Below are 17,112 nucleotides of genomic sequence, written 5' to 3'. Positions count from 1 at the left end.
GTGAGGTCGTTCTCACAAATACGTCATGGGCCGTGCGTTCTGCGAATTCGGTCCACGAATTGCTGCAGACGCACGTTTGGAAGCGGGTGGAAAGCGTCAGGCAACAAAGGGGCGGAACTGCACACCGAGCCCGGCCATGCCTTCGGTTTCCCCGATCAGGTCCGCGCGCAGCAGCGGACGCGCATCGATGTACGCCTGCGGCAGGATCAACGACAGGCGCGCGTCCTCGGCGGTCAGTTCCAGCTTCGGCATCGGCGTGTCTTCGTGCGCGCGGTTGAGCAGCACCGCCAGGCGCAGCAGGGCGGTCATGCGCCGTGCCGGTTGCAGCAGACGCTCGGGCAGCGCATCGAAGGCGGACTTGGAAATATTGCGGCGATGGCTGCGCACGAGCGCGGCGAGCAGCTGCTGTTCCTGCCGCGAGAAGCCGGCGATGTCCGAGTTCTCCAGCACGTAGCTGCCATGCACGTGGTAACCGCTGTGCGCGATCATCAGGCCAAGCTCGTGCAGGCGCGCGGACCAGCCGAGCATGCGCGCATCGTCCGGGTCCAGCTGCCAGGTTTCCTCGACCTGGGCCAGCAGGTTCATCGCGGTGTTCTCCACGCGATCGGCCTGGACGGTATCGATGCCGTAGCGCTGGGTCAGGGCCGCGACCGACTCGTCGCGCAGGTCGTTCTCGCTGGCGCGGCCGAGGATGTCGTACAGGATGCCTTCGCGCATCGCCGCCTTGCTCACCAGCAGCTTCTGCAGCCCCAGCGCCTGGAAGGCCGCCTCGAGCACCAGGATGCCGCCGGCGATGATCGGGCGGCGATCGGCGGACAGCCCCGGCAGATTGATGTCTTCGATGCGCTTGGCCTTGAGCAGCTCATCGCGCAGCTGCGGCAAGGCCTCGGCGGTGATCGCGCCCTTGCTGAGCTTCATGGTGGCGCAGATTTCGCTGATCGCCTTGTGCGTGCCCGACGAGCCCAGCGCTTCGTGCCAGCCGAGCGCGCGGTACTTGTTGGCGAACTGCTGGAACTCCGCGCCGATCTCGGTCAGTGCGTCCTTCCAGCGCTTCTTGCTCAGCTTGCCGCCGGGGAAGAAGCGCCGCGTGCTGGCGATGCAGCCGGCCTGCAGACTTTCGCGCTCCAGGGTCTGCATGCCCTGGCCGATGATGAACTCCGTGGAGCCGCCACCGATGTCGATCACCAGCCGGCGCTGGTCAGGCTTGGGCGGCTGCGCATGGGCCACGCCCAGGTAGATCAGGCGCGCCTCCTCGCGGCCGCTGACCACTTCGATGGCATGCCCGAGCGCGGTTTCGGCCGGCATCAGGAAGGCCTGCGGCGAGCGCAGCTGGCGGACCGTATTGGTGGCCAGGGCGCGGACCCGCACCGAGGGGATTGCGCGGATGCGCTGGCCGAACCGGGCCAGGCATTCCAGCGCGCGCTGGCGGGCTTCGGCGGACAGGCCGCCCTTGCCATCCAGGCCGTCGGCCATGCGCACGGTCTCGCGCAGGCGGTCGACCACCCGCAACTGCCCGAGGGTGTATCGCGCGATGACCATGTGGAAGCTGTTGGATCCCAGGTCGATGGCGGCGAGCAGGTCGCCATCCTGCAGAGCGGGCGGTGTCGTGGAGGTATGCGGCATTTGCGAATGTTAGCCGAACGGTGGGTCGCGAAGTCACCGCGCGCCCTTCACATGGGCAGGCTGCGACGACCGGTCGCATCGAAGGGGCAGGCAATGACCGCGTACCGACCAGCGGTCGGTACCTACAGACCCTGCAGCAGGGCCATCTGCGCCGCATGCGGCGGCTCGTCATGGCCTGGTGTGCACTTGATGTAGCTGCCGTCGGCCTGCAGCTCCCAGGCGTTGAGGTTGTCGTCGAGGTAGTTCTGCAGCACATCGCGGTAGACCTTGCGCGCCAGCTCCGGGTCCAGGATCGGGAAACAGGTCTCGACCCGGCGCAGCAGGTTGCGTTCCAGCCAGTCCGCGCTGGCGCAGAACAGCTCCGAGGCGCCGTCATTGCCAAACCAGTAAACCCGGCTGTGCTCCAGGAAACGGCCGACGATCGAGCGCACCCGGATGTTGTCCGAGACGCCCGGCACCCCGGGGCGCAGGGTGCAGGCGCCGCGCACGATCAGGTCGATCTGCACGCCGGCCTGCGAAGCGGCATACAGCGCGCGGATCATCTGCGGTTCGTTGAGGGCGTTCATCTTGGCGATGATCCGCCCGGGGCGCCCGCTGGCCGCCAGGCGCGTTTCGCGCTCGATCCGCTGCAGCAGGCCCGGGTGCAGGGTGAAGGGCGACTGCAGCAGGCGCTTGAGCTTCATCCGCGGGGCCAGCCCGGACAGCTGCTGGAACAGCAGGTGCACATCGTTGCCGATATCCGCATCGGCGGTGATCAGGCTCAGGTCGGTATACGCGCGCGCGGTGCCGCTGTGGTAGTTGCCGGTACCCAGGTGGACATAGCGGCGCAGCTTGCGGCCTTCGCGGCGCACGATCAGCAGCATCTTGGCGTGGGTCTTGAACCCGACCACGCCGTAGACGACCTGCACGCCGGCTTCCTGCAGACGGTCGGCGAGGCCGAGGTTGGCCTCCTCATCGAAGCGCGCGCGCAGCTCGACCACCACGGTGACGTCCTTGCCGTTGCGGGCGGCCTGGATCAGCGCGTCCACGATCAGCGAGTCCTTGCCGGTGCGGTACAGGGTCTGCTTGATCGCCAGCACGTTGGGGTCGACGGCGGCCTGCTTGATCACATCCAGCACCGCGGTGAACGCATCGAAGGGATGGTGCAGCAGCACGTCCCGGCGCGCGACGATCTCGAAGATCCCGTCGCTGTCGCGCAGCGTGCGCGGGCTCAGGGCGGGGTACTTCAGTTCCGGCCGCTGGATCACGTCGTACAGCTGGATCACGCGGTTGAGGTTGACCGGGCCGTCGATACGGTAGACCGCGTTTTCGGTCAGCCCGAAGTTCTGCAGCAGGGTGCGCACGATGTCGCGCGGGCAGTCCTGCGCGATCTCCAGCCGGACCGCCGGGCGGTAGCCACGGTCGACCAGTTCATCGCGCAACGCCAGGGCGAGGTTCTCGACCTCTTCCTCGTCCACCACCAGCTCGGAATTGCGGGTCACGCGGAACTGGTAGGCCCCCTGGACTTCCATGCCCGGGAACATCTCATCGACGAAGGTCGACAGCACCGAGGACAGGAACACGAAGGTCTGCGGGCCGCCGAGTTGCTCCGGCAGCTGGATGATGCGCGGCAGCGAGCGCGGTGCACGCACGATCGCCAGGTGCCCGGCGCGGCCAAACGCGTCGGTGCCCTTGAGTACCACCACGATGTTCAGCGATTTGTTGAGGATCTTCGGGAACGGGTGCGAGGGATCCAGGCCGAGCGGAGACAGCACCGGCATGATCTCGTTGCGGAAGTAGGCGCGCAGCCAGCGCTTCTGGCGGTGGTTCCAGGAGTGCCGACCGAGTACGTCGATGCCCGCCTCGTGCAGCGCCGGGCGCAGTGTTTCGTTCCAGCAGCGGTACTGCTGGTCCACCAGCTGTGCGGCGCGGTCGTGGATCGCATTGAGGATCGCCTGCGGCGTCATGCCGTCCGGCGCCGGCGGCAGGCCGAACTCCTGCGCATGGCGCACGGCGGCGGCGCGGATCTCGAAGAACTCGTCCAGGTTGGTGCAGGAGATGCACATGAAGCGCAGGCGCTCCAGCAGCGGCACCTGCGGGTCCATGGCCTGGGCCAGCACGCGGAAATTGAAATCCAGCTGCGACAGTTCACGGTTGATGTACAGCGCCGGGTCGCGCAGCGGATCGCCGTCCACGGGTACGGCGACGGGAACAGGAGTACTCATGCGGAAAAGTCTTCGGCGGAAGGAAGGGAGGCGACCTCGGTGCGCGCACGCACCTGGTCGGCATCGAAATGGCAGGAGAACGTGCTGCCCTTGCCGACTTCGCTCTGGATGTCCAGGCGGGCATGGTGCAGCCCCAGGATGTGTTTGACGATCGACAGCCCCAGGCCGGTGCCGCCGCTCTCGCGCGAGCGGCTGCTGGACACCCGGTAGAAGCGTTCGGTCAGGCGCGGCAGATGGTTGGCCGGGATGCCGTAGCCGGTGTCACGCACCGACAGCACTACGCCATCTGCTTCGCGGGCGAATTCCACTTCCACGCGGCCACCGGCCGGCGTGTAGCGCACGGCGTTGGTGACCAGGTTGGAGAACGCGCTGTGCAGTTCCTTGTTGGAGCCCTGAAGGTCCACCCCGGCCGTATCGATGATGCTGATCTGGTGGCGGCCCTGGCTGTGCGCTTCGGCTTCACGGCGCAGCGTGGCCAGCATCGGCGTCATCGCCACGGCCTCAGCTTCGGTGTGCTCCTGCGATTCCAGCCGCGACAGGGTGAGCAGGTCTTCGACCAGCTGCGCCATGCGCTGGGACTGCTTGCGCATTTCCTCCAGCATCGGGCCGGTGCCGGGGAAGTCCTCCGGGTCCATCATGTCCAGATAGCCGTGCACCACGGTCAGTGGCGTGCGCAGTTCATGCGAAACGTTGGCGACAAAATCGCGGCGGACCTGTTCCAGCCGAAGCAGCTTGCTGACGTCTCGCGCGATCAGCAGCCAGTAGTCCGGCGAGTAGGGAATCAGGCGCAGGTTGAGGCGGATCGCCGGATCGACCGGCGAGGGCACGTCCAGGATGGGTTCGGCATTGCGGCCACCGGCCAGCCAGTGGGCCAGCGGCATCGGCTGCAGGCGTTCGACCAGCGCCTCGCCGAGATCGCCTGGATGATGCAGGCCGAGCAGCGAGGTGGCCGCTTCGTTGAACCACTGCACGCGCTGGCTGTTGCGGTCCACCACCACCACGGCATCGGGCAGTGCCGCGGCGGCGGCGCGATAACTGCGCAGCATGTCGAGCAGGCGGCGCTTGCGTGTGCGCATTTCCCACTGATTGCGGTAGAGCAGGCGGTCCAGCTCGTTCCACACGCCGGTGCCGTCGCCCATGTCCCAGCGATGGCGCGCGGTGAGCCCACGCAGCACCCGGCGCAGACGCCAGTAATGCCAGGCCAGCGCGCCGATGGAGGCCAGCGCGATGCACATCCACACATGTCCCACTGCCAGGCCCAGCAAGCCGGCCGCGAGCAGCAGGGCGGCGAGGGTGGCCAGCGTTTTCAACCAGGCAGAACGGATGTGGCGCGGCATTGCGGTCTCGCAGAAGGTGCGGTCCTCGGACTCGATCCAAGGTTATAGCAGGAGTGGCCGGAACCAGGCATGCGCGCCAGGTCCCGGCCCGACGAGACTCAGGTCGAGGTAGAGAACCGGTAGCCGGCGCCGCGCACCGTCTGCACCATGTTCTCCGCGCCGAACGGCTCCAGCGTCTTGCGCAGGCGGCGGATGTGCACATCGATGGTGCGCTCCTCCACGTACACGCTGCCGCCCCACACGTGATCCAGCAGCTGGGCACGGGTGTACACGCGCTCAGGGTGGGTCATGAAGAAATGCAGCAGCCGGTATTCGGTCGGACCGATCGGCACCGGCTGGTCGCCGGCGAAGACGCGGTGCGCGGCGCCGTCGATGCGGATCGTGCCGACCGCCACGCTGCCGTCTTCGTCATCGTCGCGGGCACGGCGCATGACCGCACGGATGCGGGCCAGCAGTTCGCGCGCCGAGAACGGCTTGACCACGTAGTCGTCGACACCGGCCTCCAGGCCACCGACGCGGTCGTTCTCTTCCCCGCGCGCGGTCAGCATGATGATCGGCACCTCGCGGGTAAGGGCTTCTTTGCGCCAGCGCCGGGCCAGGTCCAGGCCGCTGGTGCCCGGAAGCATCCAGTCCAGCAGGATCAGGTCCGGAACGCGGTCGGCGATGGCGGTCTGCGCCTCGCGGGCGTCGCCGGCATGGATCGGGTCATAGTCGCCCTTGCGCAGGGCAAAGGCGACCATTTCGCGGATCGCGGGTTCGTCATCGACGATCAGGATGCGTTTCTGCACGTGCCCACCGTATTGCTCATCAGATCGGGATTGAGCCCAGTAGACTACGGTTTCATGACAGGTTTGTGACGAGGGGGCCGTTCCCGTCGTTGACCGCCATCCCGCCGTCATCCCGACCCCTTGAACGGCGCCTCAGCGGCGGTCCAGTTCCGGGTCGTCGATGCCTTGGCGGCGCATTTCCAGCACGGTCGGGGTGATGCTCTCGATCCGGGCATCGACCCGGGCCCGGCCCACATAGTCCAGGTCCGGTTGCCGCTTCAGGGCCTGCAGCTGGATCAGGGCCTGCTCCGGCCGGCCGCTGAGGAAGGCCGCCTCGGCATAGGCCTCGCTGGCCCGGGTGGTATCCCCGGCCAATTCGCTGGCGCGGGCGAAGCGCTGCTGGAAGACCGGATCATTGCCGCTTTGCGACAGCATCGGGCGCAGCATCGCCTGCGCGCGCTGGCCGGCCTCGCGCCCGCCCTGTTCATTGAGGATGGTGGCGTAGGTCAACGCGACCGGGCGGCTGCCGGGGTGCTGGCGCATCAGGGTCTCGAAACGGGCGTTGGCCTGGGCCTGCTGTCCGCTGCGCGACTCCGCCTCGCCCAGCGCCAGTGCCACCCAGACGTTGTCCGGGTGGTCGCGCAGCAGCTCGGCCAGGTCGCGGCTGGCCTGCGCGGCGGCACTGTTGCGCAGCCGGCCCAGGGCCAGCCCGTAGCGCTGTGGTTCGGTCAGCCCGTTTTTCTGCGCGCGCTGCAGGCTCTCGTATTCGCGGATGACATCGCCCGGGGTGTCGGCGCTGAGCACCCGCAGCCGCTCGCGCGCCCATTCGAACTGACCGGTGCTGCCGCGGCTGAGCGAATTGACCGAAATCTGCATCGAGGCCGGCAGCAACGGGTTGCTCCGCCGCACCAGCGGATCGGACAACGCCGGGTCGGACGGGTTCACCCGTTCCTGGCGGACGCCGCCGGGCACCTCGGTGGTCAGCAGCACCGTGTCTTTCTTCATCTGTTCGGCGCGGGCCTTGGCCTCGCTGATGCGGGTGGTGGTGACCGGGTGGGTCTGCAGGAAGTCCGGGACGCTGTAGCCCCCCTGGTTGCCACGCATCGAGGCGGACATGCGCTCGAAGAAGCCGGCCATGGCATCCACGTCATAGCCGCTGCGGGCCAGGGTGCGGATGCCCAGGCGGTCGGCCTCGGATTCGTTGGAGCGGGTGTAATTGATCTGGCGCTGCTGCATCAGCCCCATGCCCGAGGTGATCGCGGCCATGGTGGCGTCACCGGAGGAGTTGCCGCCGGCCTGCTGCGCGGCCACGATCGCGGCAAGCATGCCGAGCAGGATCGGGATCTGGTCGCGCTGTGCGCGCTCGACGCCGCGCAGCACGTGCTGCTGGGTGACGTGGGCGATTTCGTGGGACAGCACCGCGGCGACCTCGTCTTCGCGCTCGGCGGTCAGTACCAGGCCCGCATTGACCCCGATGTAGCCGCCCAGAGTCGCGAAGGCATTGATCTGCCGGTCCTTGAGCATGAAGAAGGTGTAGGACTGGCGTGGCTGGGCGCTGTTGGAGCCCAGCCGGGCACCCATGGTCTGCAGCCAGTCATCGACCAGCGGGTCATCGAGCAGGTACCCGTAGTTGCGCAGTTCGCGCAGCATCATCCCGCCGTACTCGGCCTGCCGTGCCGGGGTCAGCAGCTCGCCGGCCGAAGAACCGATGTCCGGCAGCTTGCTTTCCTGGGCCCCGGCCAGCGGTACGGCCAGGGCCAGGGTCAAGGCGGCAGAGAGCAGCAGAGGGCGCAAACGGAGCTCCTGGGGGAAGGCGGACGACAGCGTGACAGGGCCAGTGCAACCTGCAGTTAAACCACAGTGTTGCGACGGTGACGTGGAAAATCCAGCGGACCGCTACCATATACAGACCAACGTTCCGCTGTGGAGTTTCCCGTGAGCCAAGATGCTGTTTCCACCCCCGGTGGCGCTCCCGCCATCACCATCTACTCGACCGCGGTGTGCCCGTACTGCGTGGCCGCCAAGAACTTCCTGAAGAGCAAGGGCCGCGACTGGACCGAGGTCCGGATCGACTTGGACCCGGTCGAGCGCGAGAAGATGATGGCCAAGACCCGCCGCACCAGCGTGCCGCAGATCTTCGTCGGCGAGGTCCATGTGGGCGGCTACGACGACATGATGGCGCTGCACCGTGCTGGCAAGCTGGAGCCGTTGCTGGCCGGGCAGGACCCGGCATGAGCGCGGCCGACGACGGCAGCAAGGACCGCATCGCCGAATTCACCGAGTTCCGCCAGCGCATGAACCAGCGCATCCTGGGCGAACCCAACCAGGTCGTGCGCCGCTTCTTCGCGCTGGACACCCAGACCTACCAGGCCGGCGCGCTGGACGTGAAGACCAAGGAGCTGCTGGGCCTGGTCGCCTCGATGGTGCTGCGCTGCGATGACTGCATCAGCTACCACGTGGCCCAGTGCAAGGACGCCGGCGTGACCCGTGAGGAGTTCTTCGAGACCTTCTCGGTCGGCCTGGTGGTCGGCGGCTCGATCGTGATCCCGCACCTGCGCCGCGCGGTCGATTTCCTGGACCAGCTCGAAGGCGGCGCCGAAGCGCCGGCCGTTCACGAGCATTGAGGTCGGGGCCGACCCGGCCCCACCGAGGTAGAGCCGGCCGTTGGTCGGCTGCTTGGGTGCCCCGACGATATCGGCGCCCGGCAGTGCGCCGTTCATGTTCGAGATGCCGTTCCACCGACCAACGGTCGGTGGCTACCGCATCGTTCAGCGCACCCCTGGTTGCCGGCCAGCGGCCGGCACTACCGATCGCGTGTCTGGCGCACAGCCCCCTTCTGTTGATGGCGGCGCGCCAACGGCGCGGGGAGAGGGGGAATGCGCGGGCAATGCTGCTTTGCCTGCCTAAGACCAATGGCCCATTTGGGGTCCATCGGGCGGGTAAGGCATAATTGCCGATGAAACTTCCCTTGCGCCCGCGCTTCGCGCACCTCACGGATGGCGCTCCCCCCTCGGTTCGGAATACACATCAATGACGCAGAAAATCACGGTCATCCGCGGTGACGGCATCGGCCCGGAGATCATGGACGCTACCCTGTTCGTGCTCGGCAAGCTGGACACCGGCTTTGAATATGAAGACGCCGACGCGGGCCTGGTCGCGCTGGAGAAGCACGGCGATCTGATGCCGGCGGCCACGCTGGAATCGATCGCACGCAACAAGATCGCGCTGAAGAGCCCGCTGACCACGCCGGTCGGTGGTGGCTTCACCTCGATCAACGTCAGCCTGCGCCGCCACTTCGACCTGTACGCCAACGTGCGTCCGGCGGTGTCCTTCCCGAACACCAAGTCGCGTTTCGGCGACGGCGTGGACCTGATCACCGTCCGTGAGAACACCGAAGGCGCGTACCTGGCCGAAGGCCAGGAAGTGTCGGCCGATGGCGAGACCGCCTTCTCCGGCACCCGCATCACCCGCAAGGGCTCCGAGCGCATCGTGCGCTACGCCTTCGAGCTGGCCCGCAGCACCGGCCGCAAGAAGGTCACCGCCGTGCACAAGGCCAACATCATCAAGTCGACCTCGGGCCTGTTCCTGGCCGTGGCGCGTGAAGTGGCCGCCAAGTACCCGGACATCGAGTTCCAGGAAATGATCGTCGACAACTGCTGCATGCAGCTGGTGATGCGTCCGGAACAGTTCGATGTGATCGTGACCACCAACCTGTTCGGCGACATCATCTCCGACCTGTGTGCCGGTCTGGTCGGCGGCCTGGGCCTGGCCCCGGGCGCCAACATCGGTGAGAACGCGGCGATCTTCGAAGCCGTGCACGGCACCGCGCCGGACATCGCCGGCCAGGGCAAGGCCAATCCGTGCGCGCTGCTGCTGGCCGCCGCACAGATGCTGGACCATGTCGGCCAGGTCGAAAACGCCGAGCGCCTGCGCAAGGCCATCGTGGCCACGCTGGAAGCCAAGGACTCGCTGACCGGCGACCTGGGTGGCACCGGCAACACCATGGGCTTCGCCCAGGCCATCGCCAGCCGCCTGTAAGCGGCCGGCGCTCTTGCTGGGTGCTGTCCCAGGGGGTATCCAGGCAGCGCTGCGCATTGTTGAAGACGGGCCGTCCTTGTACGGCCCGTCTGCGTTTTCACATGTGGCTTTTCACCGACAGGGTTTTTGCAGATGCCTGATTCGGCTGTGTGGGTGGTGGCGGCTGTTGCCGTCTATGTGATCGGCGTAGGCATCTACTTCGTCTTCTGCTGGCCCTGGTCCCGTTCCCAGCGCGCGTTGCGTCGCCTGCGCAAGCACGGGGTCTGCATCCGCAACCTGCGGCACAGCGAAGCGCGCGCGCTGCAGTTGATCGAATGTCCGGCGGGGGCGCCGGTGTACCGGCTGGAGGGCGCCTGCGCGGAGTTCATCATCAGGGGCAAGAATGGGGCAGCGCATGTGCAGACCCTCGCAGGGGTGCCGGTCAAGTACCCGGCGGGCCTGGAACGTGCCGTGCGCGCTGGCAGCAACGCTGCCGAAGTGGTGCCAGGGCGAAAGGGCGCGGTGATCGTGCGGCTCAATGGCGTCACGCTGGCGTCGTCGAGTCGAGCCCTGCGCGGCTGATCGTTCACGGGCGCCCGAACGAAAAGCAGTCGCGCCTGGCGCGACTCCACACGAGCGGTCTGTTCGAAATGTGCACAGATCGTGTGTCAATCCATGGCTGGTTCGTGCGCCATCCGCCTCGCATCCTGTGCCCACTTTCCATCGCACAGGAGTCGTCCCATGAACCTCACGGCCTTCGGCCTGGCCAGCCTGATCGGCATGGCTGCCACCGCCCCGGTGGTTGCCACTGAACCGTCCCATCCCACCATCCGCCACATGGCGGGTGCCCCGGTGCCCGCCTCGCTCGACGCGGCGAAGACCGCGGTGCTGGTGATCGACTTCCAGAACGAATACTTCGATGACCGTGCCGCGCCAGGTTTCGCCGGCGGCCGCATGGTCATTCCCGACGGCATCGCCGCACTGCGCCAGACCCGCCGCGTGGTCGACTTCGCCGATGCCCACGGCATCCGCGTCATCCACGTGCAGCATGTGCTGCCGGCGGGCGCGCCGCTGTTCGCGCAGGGGAGTGTCAACGTCGCCTTCCATCGCGACATGCAGCCGCGCAGTGGCGAAACCGTCATCCAGAAGGACAACGTCAGCGTGTTCGCCGGCGCCTCGGCTGCGGCGCTGGACACGGTGCTCAAGCAGGCCGGCGTCGACACGTTGATCATCACCGGCCTGCAGACCCATGCCTGCGTCGTCGGGGCCGCCCGCGACGCGGCTGCCGCGCCGCGCGGCTACCGTGTCCTCGTGGCGTCCGATGCCAGCGCCAGTCGCGACCTCGACCTGGCCGATGGCACGCGCATCGGCCACCGCGCACTGCACGAGGCGTCCCTGGCGCAGATCGAGGATGCGTTCGGCGATGTCATGGCCACCGACGCGATCCTGGCCCTGCCGGTCCGCGAGGCGGGCAAGGGCGCTTGATAAGCTGGGCAGGCCCGCATCCGGCGGGTCCTGCCACTCGCCTGGAGCTGACCGCCGATGGATCACTTCGCCGCCCTGCGCGCGCTGCGCGCCATCGTCGAGGCCGGCAGCTTCAGTGCGGCCGCAGAGCGGCAGGGAACCACCCACTCCTCCCTGTCGCGGCAACTGCGGCAGCTGGAAGAGCACCTGCAGGTCCGGTTGCTCGATCGCACCACCCGGCGGCTGTCGCTGACCGAGGCCGGACGCGACTATTACCGTGATGCCGTGGCCCTGCTTGAGCGGCTGGAACTGGCCGACGACCGCGCCCGCGCGGGCCAGGCAGCGCCAAGCGGGCGCCTGCGCATCAGCGTGCCGCAGGTGGTGGCCAGCCAGGAATTGCCGCAGTGGCTGCCGGGGTTCCTGGCCCGCTATCCGCAGGTAAGCCTGGATCTGTCGGCCAACGACCAGCTGGTGGACGTGGTCGGGGGTGGTTTCGACATGGCGCTTCGCATTGCCGCCAGCCTGCCCGACAGCCAACTGGTGGCCCGCGAACTGGCGTGCTGCCCGCGCATCCTGGTGGCCGCGCCGGCTTACCTGGCCCGGCACGGCCTGCCGCGCCAGGTGGCGGACCTTCCGGCGCACACGCTGCTGGCGTTCCAGCCCGGCGCGGCCACTACCGCTTGGCACCTGCAGGGCCCGCGGGGCGCGCAGGCCAGCGTGGAGGCCGGCCAACGGCTGCGCGTGGACGCCACGCCCGCCCTCTATGCCGCAGTGCGGGCCGGCATGGGTATCAGCCTGTTCACCGCGTTGACCGTGCAGGACGATCTGCGCGCCGGTCGCTTGATCCATGTGTTGCCCGGCTGGCATGCCGGGCAGCGCCGCTACTTCGCGCTGTATCCGCACGCCCGTTCGCTGGCGCCAAAGGTGCGCGCGCTGGTGGAACATCTGGCTGCGCATTACGCAGGGCAAGCCGGCGCGGCGGCCTAGGACCCTGCCAGGCGGTCCGGCCGGAGCTTGCCGGGGCGCCATGCGGGCGCATGAAAAAGGGCGCCCGAAGGCGCCCCTGATGCTTGCCTGGCCAGTGGCTCAGCGCTGCTGGATCTTGGAGAGCAGGCGCAGGAATTCCACGTACAACCACACCAGCGTGACCATCAGGCCGAACGCGCCGTACCACTCCATGTACTTCGGGGCGTGTGCGGCGGCACCGGTTTCGATGAAGTCGAAATCCAGCACCAGGTTCAGCGCGGCCACCGCCACCACGAACAGGCTGAAGGCGATGCCCAGCAGGCTGGCATCGTGGATCACCGGCACGTTGATGTTGAAGAAGCTCAGCACGAAGGAGGCCAGGTACACCAGCGCGATGCCACCGGTGGCGGCGAACACGCCCATCTTGAACTTCTCGGTGACCTTGATCACGCCACTGCGGTACAGCATCAGCAGCGCGAACAGGGTGCCGAAAGTCAGCAGCACCGCCTGGAACACGATGCCTGGGAACTTCATGTTGAACACGGCCGAGATCGCACCGAGGAAGAAGCCTTCCACCAGGGCATACATCGGCGCAGTGACGGGCGACCATTCCTTCTTGAACACGGTGACGAGTGCCAGGATCAGCCCGCCCACCGCGCCGCCGATGGTGTACATCATCGCGCTGGAGGACACCTGCCCATAGGCATCGACCGATTGGCTCCACGCGAACGCGGCCGTCAGCACGGTGAGCAGCAACAGGATGCCGGTCTTGTTGACGGTGCCGTTGATGGTCATCGCCTGGTCGGGGCGGGCCACGACCGAGCCGCTGGCCAGGTCGAGGAAGGTCGACTCGGAAAGTGCGGGATTGCCGCTGCGCATTGCCAATCTCCTTGATGGGGTAGGGGGCTGGCCATCCGGCCACTGACCCGAGCATAGCCGAAGCGACCCTCGCCAATGGCGACAGGTGAATTGATGTGTGAAAACCGTTGACAGATGCCACGCCGATTCCCACAATAGGCGGCTCTTTCGGGGGGAACCCCGGAGGGAAACAAACCGCCGGGGTATAGCGCAGTCTGGTAGCGCGCCTGCTTTGGGAGCAGGATGTCGGGGGTTCGAATCCCTCTACCCCGACCAAGCCCGCTGCTCAAACCGGGATTGGAATGCGACAATCCGGATCGAGCGCCCGTAGCTCAACTGGATAGAGCACCGGCCTTCTAAGCCGGCGGTTACAGGTTCGATTCCTGTCGGGCGCGCCATTCGGTGCAAGCGGTAGGAAGCAAAGTTTTCAGTGGTGGCTGTAGCTCAGTTGGTTAGAGTTCCGGATTGTGATTCCGGTGGTCGGGGGTTCGAGTCCCCTCAGCCACCCCACTGATTCAAACTGGTTCATCGAAAGTGAACCAGGGTTGCAAAAGGCAGCACACACGCTACAATGTGCGCCTGAGTTTTTCAGGGCTGTTAGCTCAGTTGGTAGAGCAGTTGACTCTTAATCAATAGGTCCAAGGTTCGAATCCTTGACAGCCCACCAAGACAGAAGCCATCGGGTCCGCCCGGTGGCTTTTTTCTTGTTCGCGACACGTTGAACCGGTAGCGCATTGGCGGTCCACTGCCGCCATTGGCCATCCATTCAAACAAAACGCTTGCGTCGCGCGCAGGAAACCCTGCATAATTCGCCTCCCGATTTTCGGGCTGTTAGCTCAGTTGGTAGAGCAGTTGACTCTTAATCAATAGGTCCAAGGTTCGAATCCTTGACAGCCCACCAAGACAGAAGCCGCCTGGTCCGCCAGGCGGCTTTTTTCTTTTCCGGGCCTGCATATCTGAAAGCCTCCTGAAACCGGGGTCGAACGCGACACGCATCGTTTCCAAGCTGCGCGACAGCGCACGGATCGCAACCGGCAATCAGGTTCCACTCGACGGACCGCGCTTAGGCGCCCATCGAGGTACGCCCATCATGACTCTCCGGATCCTTGCCGCCGTGGCGTTGACCGCCTGCGCGGCCACGGCCGCCACGGCTGCCGAAACGCCCGCCCACGCATCGTTCGACCCGGTCCTGGCCGGTTATGCCACGACCGTAATCCGCAACACTCTTCCCCCTGGCGGTTTCCAGCCGGCCAAGCCACTGGCCCGTGCCTCCATGCAGGGCGCGCCCCAGCGCGAGGAACGCCAGGCGCTGGCGAAAGCGCCACTGCTTCCCAGCGTGGCGCTGCCGGCGCGATAGCCGCTGATCCGCGGGGTGGAGCACGCGCTTCACGCCGTTAAGCGACATGACGACCTTCCGCTTTCCGGCCCCGCCTGCAACAATGTGCGCCTGGGCTTTCAGGCTCGCGAAAGTGGCGGAATTGGTAGACGCCCTGGATTTAGGTTCCAGTGCCGCAAGGCGTGGGGGTTCGAGTCCCCCCTTTCGCACCAGTGCAGGGCGTTTTCGCCGGCACCATGACCATGGGCACGTCCCGGATCGGGGAGACGGCCACATGCTGGGCCCTTGGCGGCCCCCGGACGTTCTCGGCCCGCGCTGGCGGCGCTGGCGTTTATCGGCGAAACTACAGGGCTGCGGCGGGCATGCGCGTCCACGACCCCGCGTCCAAAACCCGTTTCATCCATCACATCGTGCCGGGGCCCATGCCGCCGGTGGCAGGAGTCAACATGCAAGCTTCGATCGAATCCACTGGCAATCTGGAACGCCGCCTGACCTTCTCGCTGCCGGAGGACCGCCTGCAGACGCACATCAGCGGCCGTCTGGGCGAGATCGCCCGCACCACGCGCATCAAGGGCTTCCGCCCGGGCAAGGTGCCGGCCAAGGTGATCGAGCAGCGTTTCGGCCAGCAGGTCCGCAGCGAAGCCGTCGATGGCCTGCTGCGTGAGACCTTCGATGCCGCCCTGCGCGAGCATGAGCTGCGCATCGCCGGCACCCCGCGCATCGACAAGGGCGAGGGCGAGCTGTCCTTCGTGGCCACCGTCGAGCTGGTGCCGGACTTCGGCGACGTGGATGTCAGCAAGCTGACCGTGGTCCGCCACACCGCTGAAATCAACGACGCCGACATCGACCAGATGATCACCAACCTGCGCGAACAGCGCCGCAGCTGGAGCCCGGTCACCCGTGGCGCCCAGGACGGCGATCTGGTCGCGCTGGAAACCTGGTCGCAGGCCGGCGATGAGCGCCTGCCGGCCGAAGGCACCGAAAAGGGCAGCGTGATCGTGGGCCAAGGCATGATGTTCGAGCAGATCGAACAGGGCCTGGTCGGTCTGACCGCCGGTGAAGAAAAGACCCTGGACGTCGAGTTCCCGGCCGATTGGCGCGTCCCGGCACTGGCCGGCAAGCAGGTCAAGGTCACCGTCACGGCGGTGGACGTGTCCGCGCCGGTGCTGCCGGAGGTGGATGCCGAGTTCATCAAGAGCTTCGGTGTGAAGGGCGGCGACGTGGAGCAGTTCCGCAAGGACATCCGCGCCAACCTGGAGCGCGAGCTCAAGGGCGCCCTGATGAACCGCCTGCGCCGCGAAGTCGGTGAGCAGCTGATCGCCGCCTACGCCTCGGTGGAAATGCCGCCGCGCCTGGTCGAGAACGAAGCCCGCGCCATGCTGGACCAGCAGCTCGAGCAGATCCGCCGCAGTGGCCGCAACCCGGGTGACGTCCCGGCCGACGCCCACGAAGGCTTCAAGGACGCCGCCGCCAAGCGCGTGCTGGTCGGCCTGCTGGTCGGTGAAGTGGCCCGCAAGAACGACCTGCGCCTGGATCCCAAGCGCCTGAATGAAACCATGCGCCTGATCGCCTCGACCTACGAAGAGCCGGAGCAGGTCATTGAGATGTACCGCAACGACCCCCAGCTGATGAGTGGGCTGCAGAATCGTGTGATGGAAGAGCAGGTGATCGACTGGATCGCCGAGCGCGCCCAGCACACCGAAGAGAAGCTGTCGTTCCAGGACGCGATCCGCCAGTAAGCGGTCGTGTTTTACGCCCCGCGCCCTGGCGCGGGGTCGTTCCCCCCAAAATAGGTGCCTCACTAATGGACAACCGAACCACAGCCCTGAACATGGTTCCGATGGTGGTCGAACAGACCAGCCGCGGCGAGCGCGCCTATGACATCTATTCGCGCCTGTTGAAGGAGCGCCTGATCTTCCTCGTGGGCCCGATCGACGATCACATGGCCAACGTGGTTGTGGCGCAGCTGCTGTTCCTGGAAGCGGACAACCCGGAAAAGGACATCAGCATCTACATCAACTCGCCCGGTGGCGTAGTCACCGCCGGCATGGCGATCTACGACACCATGCAGTACATCAAGCCGGACGTGAGCACCATCTGCGTCGGCCAGGCGGCCTCCATGGGCGCCCTGCTGCTGGCGTCCGGCGCGGCCGGCAAGCGGTACGCGCTGCCGAATTCGCGCGTGATGATCCACCAGCCGCTGGGCGGCTTCCAGGGCCAGGCCACGGACATCGACATCCATGCCCGTGAAATCCTGACCCTGCGTTCGCGCCTGAACGAAGTGCTGGCCAAGCACACCGGCCAGTCGCTGGAGACCATCGCCCGGGATACCGAGCGTGACAACTTCAAGAGCGCGGCCGATGCGGTGGCCTACGGCCTGGTCGACCAGGTCCTGGAGCGTCGTCCGGAAGAGTCGATCCAGCCGGCATAACGTTGTACCAGGCCGGGAAACCGGCCTGTTTCCACCGGGTCAGGCGGGACTGGCGTCCTCCTGACCCTGTGCTATTCTCGAATCGAACCCCCGTTCAGTCGGGTGGGGT

General features: G+C 66.7%; 15 protein-coding genes and 6 tRNA genes. 15 read left to right on the top strand and 6 right to left on the bottom strand.

Annotated elements, in window-relative coordinates; genetic code table 11:
* Nucleotides 1-96 precede the first annotated feature (96 nt).
* The 5 genes from ppx to ORK51_RS02810 all read right to left on the bottom strand — a co-directional run bounded on the left by ppx (nt 97) and on the right by ORK51_RS02810 (nt 7,725).
* Nucleotides 97-1,623 carry an exopolyphosphatase gene (ppx, locus tag ORK51_RS02830; protein ID WP_266083917.1) on the bottom strand — a complete coding sequence of 509 codons (1,527 nt, stop codon included), beginning with the start codon at nt 1,621-1,623 and terminating at the stop codon, nt 97-99.
* Nucleotides 1,624-1,745: 122 nt separating this feature from the next.
* A complete protein-coding gene (gene ppk1 / locus ORK51_RS02825) occupies nt 1,746-3,827 on the bottom strand; it encodes a polyphosphate kinase 1 (protein WP_046272386.1) in 2,082 nt (693 codons plus the stop codon).
* On the bottom strand, nt 3,824-5,164 hold the full coding sequence (gene phoR, locus ORK51_RS02820) for a phosphate regulon sensor histidine kinase PhoR (RefSeq protein WP_019185816.1): 1,341 nt from the start codon (nt 5,162-5,164) through the stop codon (nt 3,824-3,826). Before phoR ends, ppk1 begins: the two co-directional genes overlap by 4 nt.
* Before the next feature lie 98 nt (nt 5,165-5,262).
* Nucleotides 5,263-5,952: a phosphate regulon transcriptional regulator PhoB gene (gene phoB / locus ORK51_RS02815; protein ID WP_019185815.1), complete on the bottom strand. Its 690-nt coding sequence runs from the start codon at nt 5,950-5,952 to the stop codon at nt 5,263-5,265.
* A gap of 132 nt (nt 5,953-6,084) precedes the next feature.
* Nucleotides 6,085-7,725, bottom strand: coding sequence for a M48 family metalloprotease (locus ORK51_RS02810; RefSeq protein ID WP_070426710.1), 1,641 nt, complete (start codon nt 7,723-7,725; stop codon nt 6,085-6,087).
* Nucleotides 7,726-7,866: 141 nt separating this feature from the next.
* Between ORK51_RS02810 and grxC the strand changes: the two genes are divergently transcribed.
* The 6 genes from grxC (at nt 7,867) to ORK51_RS02780 (ending at nt 12,399) form a co-directional block, all read left to right on the top strand.
* Nucleotides 7,867-8,166: a glutaredoxin 3 gene (gene grxC / locus ORK51_RS02805; RefSeq protein WP_019185813.1), complete on the top strand. Its 300-nt coding sequence runs from the start codon at nt 7,867-7,869 to the stop codon at nt 8,164-8,166.
* Entirely contained in the window at nt 8,163-8,555 is a 393-nt protein-coding gene (locus ORK51_RS02800; protein WP_019185812.1) for a carboxymuconolactone decarboxylase family protein, read from the top strand. The genes grxC and ORK51_RS02800 overlap by 4 nt, the downstream gene beginning before the upstream one ends.
* Before the next feature lie 406 nt (nt 8,556-8,961).
* Nucleotides 8,962-9,969 (top strand): isocitrate dehydrogenase, encoded by a 1,008-nt coding sequence (locus ORK51_RS02795; protein WP_019185811.1) that lies wholly within the window; start codon nt 8,962-8,964, stop codon nt 9,967-9,969.
* A 126-nt stretch (nt 9,970-10,095) separates the two neighbouring features.
* Nucleotides 10,096-10,530 (top strand): hypothetical protein, encoded by a 435-nt coding sequence (locus ORK51_RS02790; RefSeq protein ID WP_266083909.1) that lies wholly within the window; start codon nt 10,096-10,098, stop codon nt 10,528-10,530.
* 159 nt (nt 10,531-10,689) lie between these two features.
* Nucleotides 10,690-11,433, top strand: coding sequence for a cysteine hydrolase family protein (locus tag ORK51_RS02785; protein WP_266083907.1), 744 nt, complete (start codon nt 10,690-10,692; stop codon nt 11,431-11,433).
* 57 nt (nt 11,434-11,490) lie between these two features.
* On the top strand, nt 11,491-12,399 hold the full coding sequence (locus ORK51_RS02780) for a LysR family transcriptional regulator (RefSeq protein ID WP_266083905.1): 909 nt from the start codon (nt 11,491-11,493) through the stop codon (nt 12,397-12,399).
* A 99-nt stretch (nt 12,400-12,498) separates the two neighbouring features.
* On the opposite strand, the gene ORK51_RS02775 is transcribed toward ORK51_RS02780, so the two are convergent.
* Entirely contained in the window at nt 12,499-13,257 is a 759-nt protein-coding gene (locus tag ORK51_RS02775; protein WP_070426714.1) for a Bax inhibitor-1/YccA family protein, read from the bottom strand.
* Between the two features lie 178 nt (nt 13,258-13,435).
* Here ORK51_RS02775 and ORK51_RS02770 point away from each other — a divergent pair.
* From ORK51_RS02770 to clpP, 9 genes are all read left to right on the top strand, one after another.
* Nucleotides 13,436-13,512, top strand: a tRNA-Pro gene (locus ORK51_RS02770).
* Nucleotides 13,513-13,557: 45 nt separating this feature from the next.
* Nucleotides 13,558-13,634 (top strand) — tRNA-Arg (locus ORK51_RS02765).
* Between the two features lie 35 nt (nt 13,635-13,669).
* Nucleotides 13,670-13,746: transfer RNA gene (locus ORK51_RS02760), tRNA-His, on the top strand.
* An 81-nt stretch (nt 13,747-13,827) separates the two neighbouring features.
* A tRNA-Lys gene (locus ORK51_RS02755) sits at nt 13,828-13,903 on the top strand.
* 158 nt (nt 13,904-14,061) lie between these two features.
* Nucleotides 14,062-14,137 (top strand) — tRNA-Lys (locus tag ORK51_RS02750).
* Nucleotides 14,138-14,326: 189 nt separating this feature from the next.
* Nucleotides 14,327-14,593 carry a hypothetical protein gene (locus ORK51_RS02745; RefSeq protein WP_266083902.1) on the top strand — a complete coding sequence of 89 codons (267 nt, stop codon included), beginning with the start codon at nt 14,327-14,329 and terminating at the stop codon, nt 14,591-14,593.
* Between the two features lie 106 nt (nt 14,594-14,699).
* Nucleotides 14,700-14,784, top strand: a tRNA-Leu gene (locus ORK51_RS02740).
* 234 nt (nt 14,785-15,018) lie between these two features.
* Nucleotides 15,019-16,311 carry a trigger factor gene (gene tig, locus ORK51_RS02735; RefSeq protein ID WP_266083901.1) on the top strand — a complete coding sequence of 431 codons (1,293 nt, stop codon included), beginning with the start codon at nt 15,019-15,021 and terminating at the stop codon, nt 16,309-16,311.
* A 65-nt stretch (nt 16,312-16,376) separates the two neighbouring features.
* Entirely contained in the window at nt 16,377-17,003 is a 627-nt protein-coding gene (gene clpP, locus ORK51_RS02730) for an ATP-dependent Clp endopeptidase proteolytic subunit ClpP (RefSeq protein ID WP_019185804.1), read from the top strand.
* The last annotated feature ends 109 nt before the right edge of the window (nt 17,004-17,112 follow it).

Source organism: Stenotrophomonas sp. RIT-551 (genome assembly GCF_026241915.1).
Lineage (GTDB): Bacteria > Pseudomonadota > Gammaproteobacteria > Xanthomonadales > Xanthomonadaceae > Stenotrophomonas > Stenotrophomonas bentonitica_A.
The sequence above is the reverse complement of the archived record's forward strand: the minus strand, read 5'-3'. Positions and strand labels throughout refer to the sequence as shown.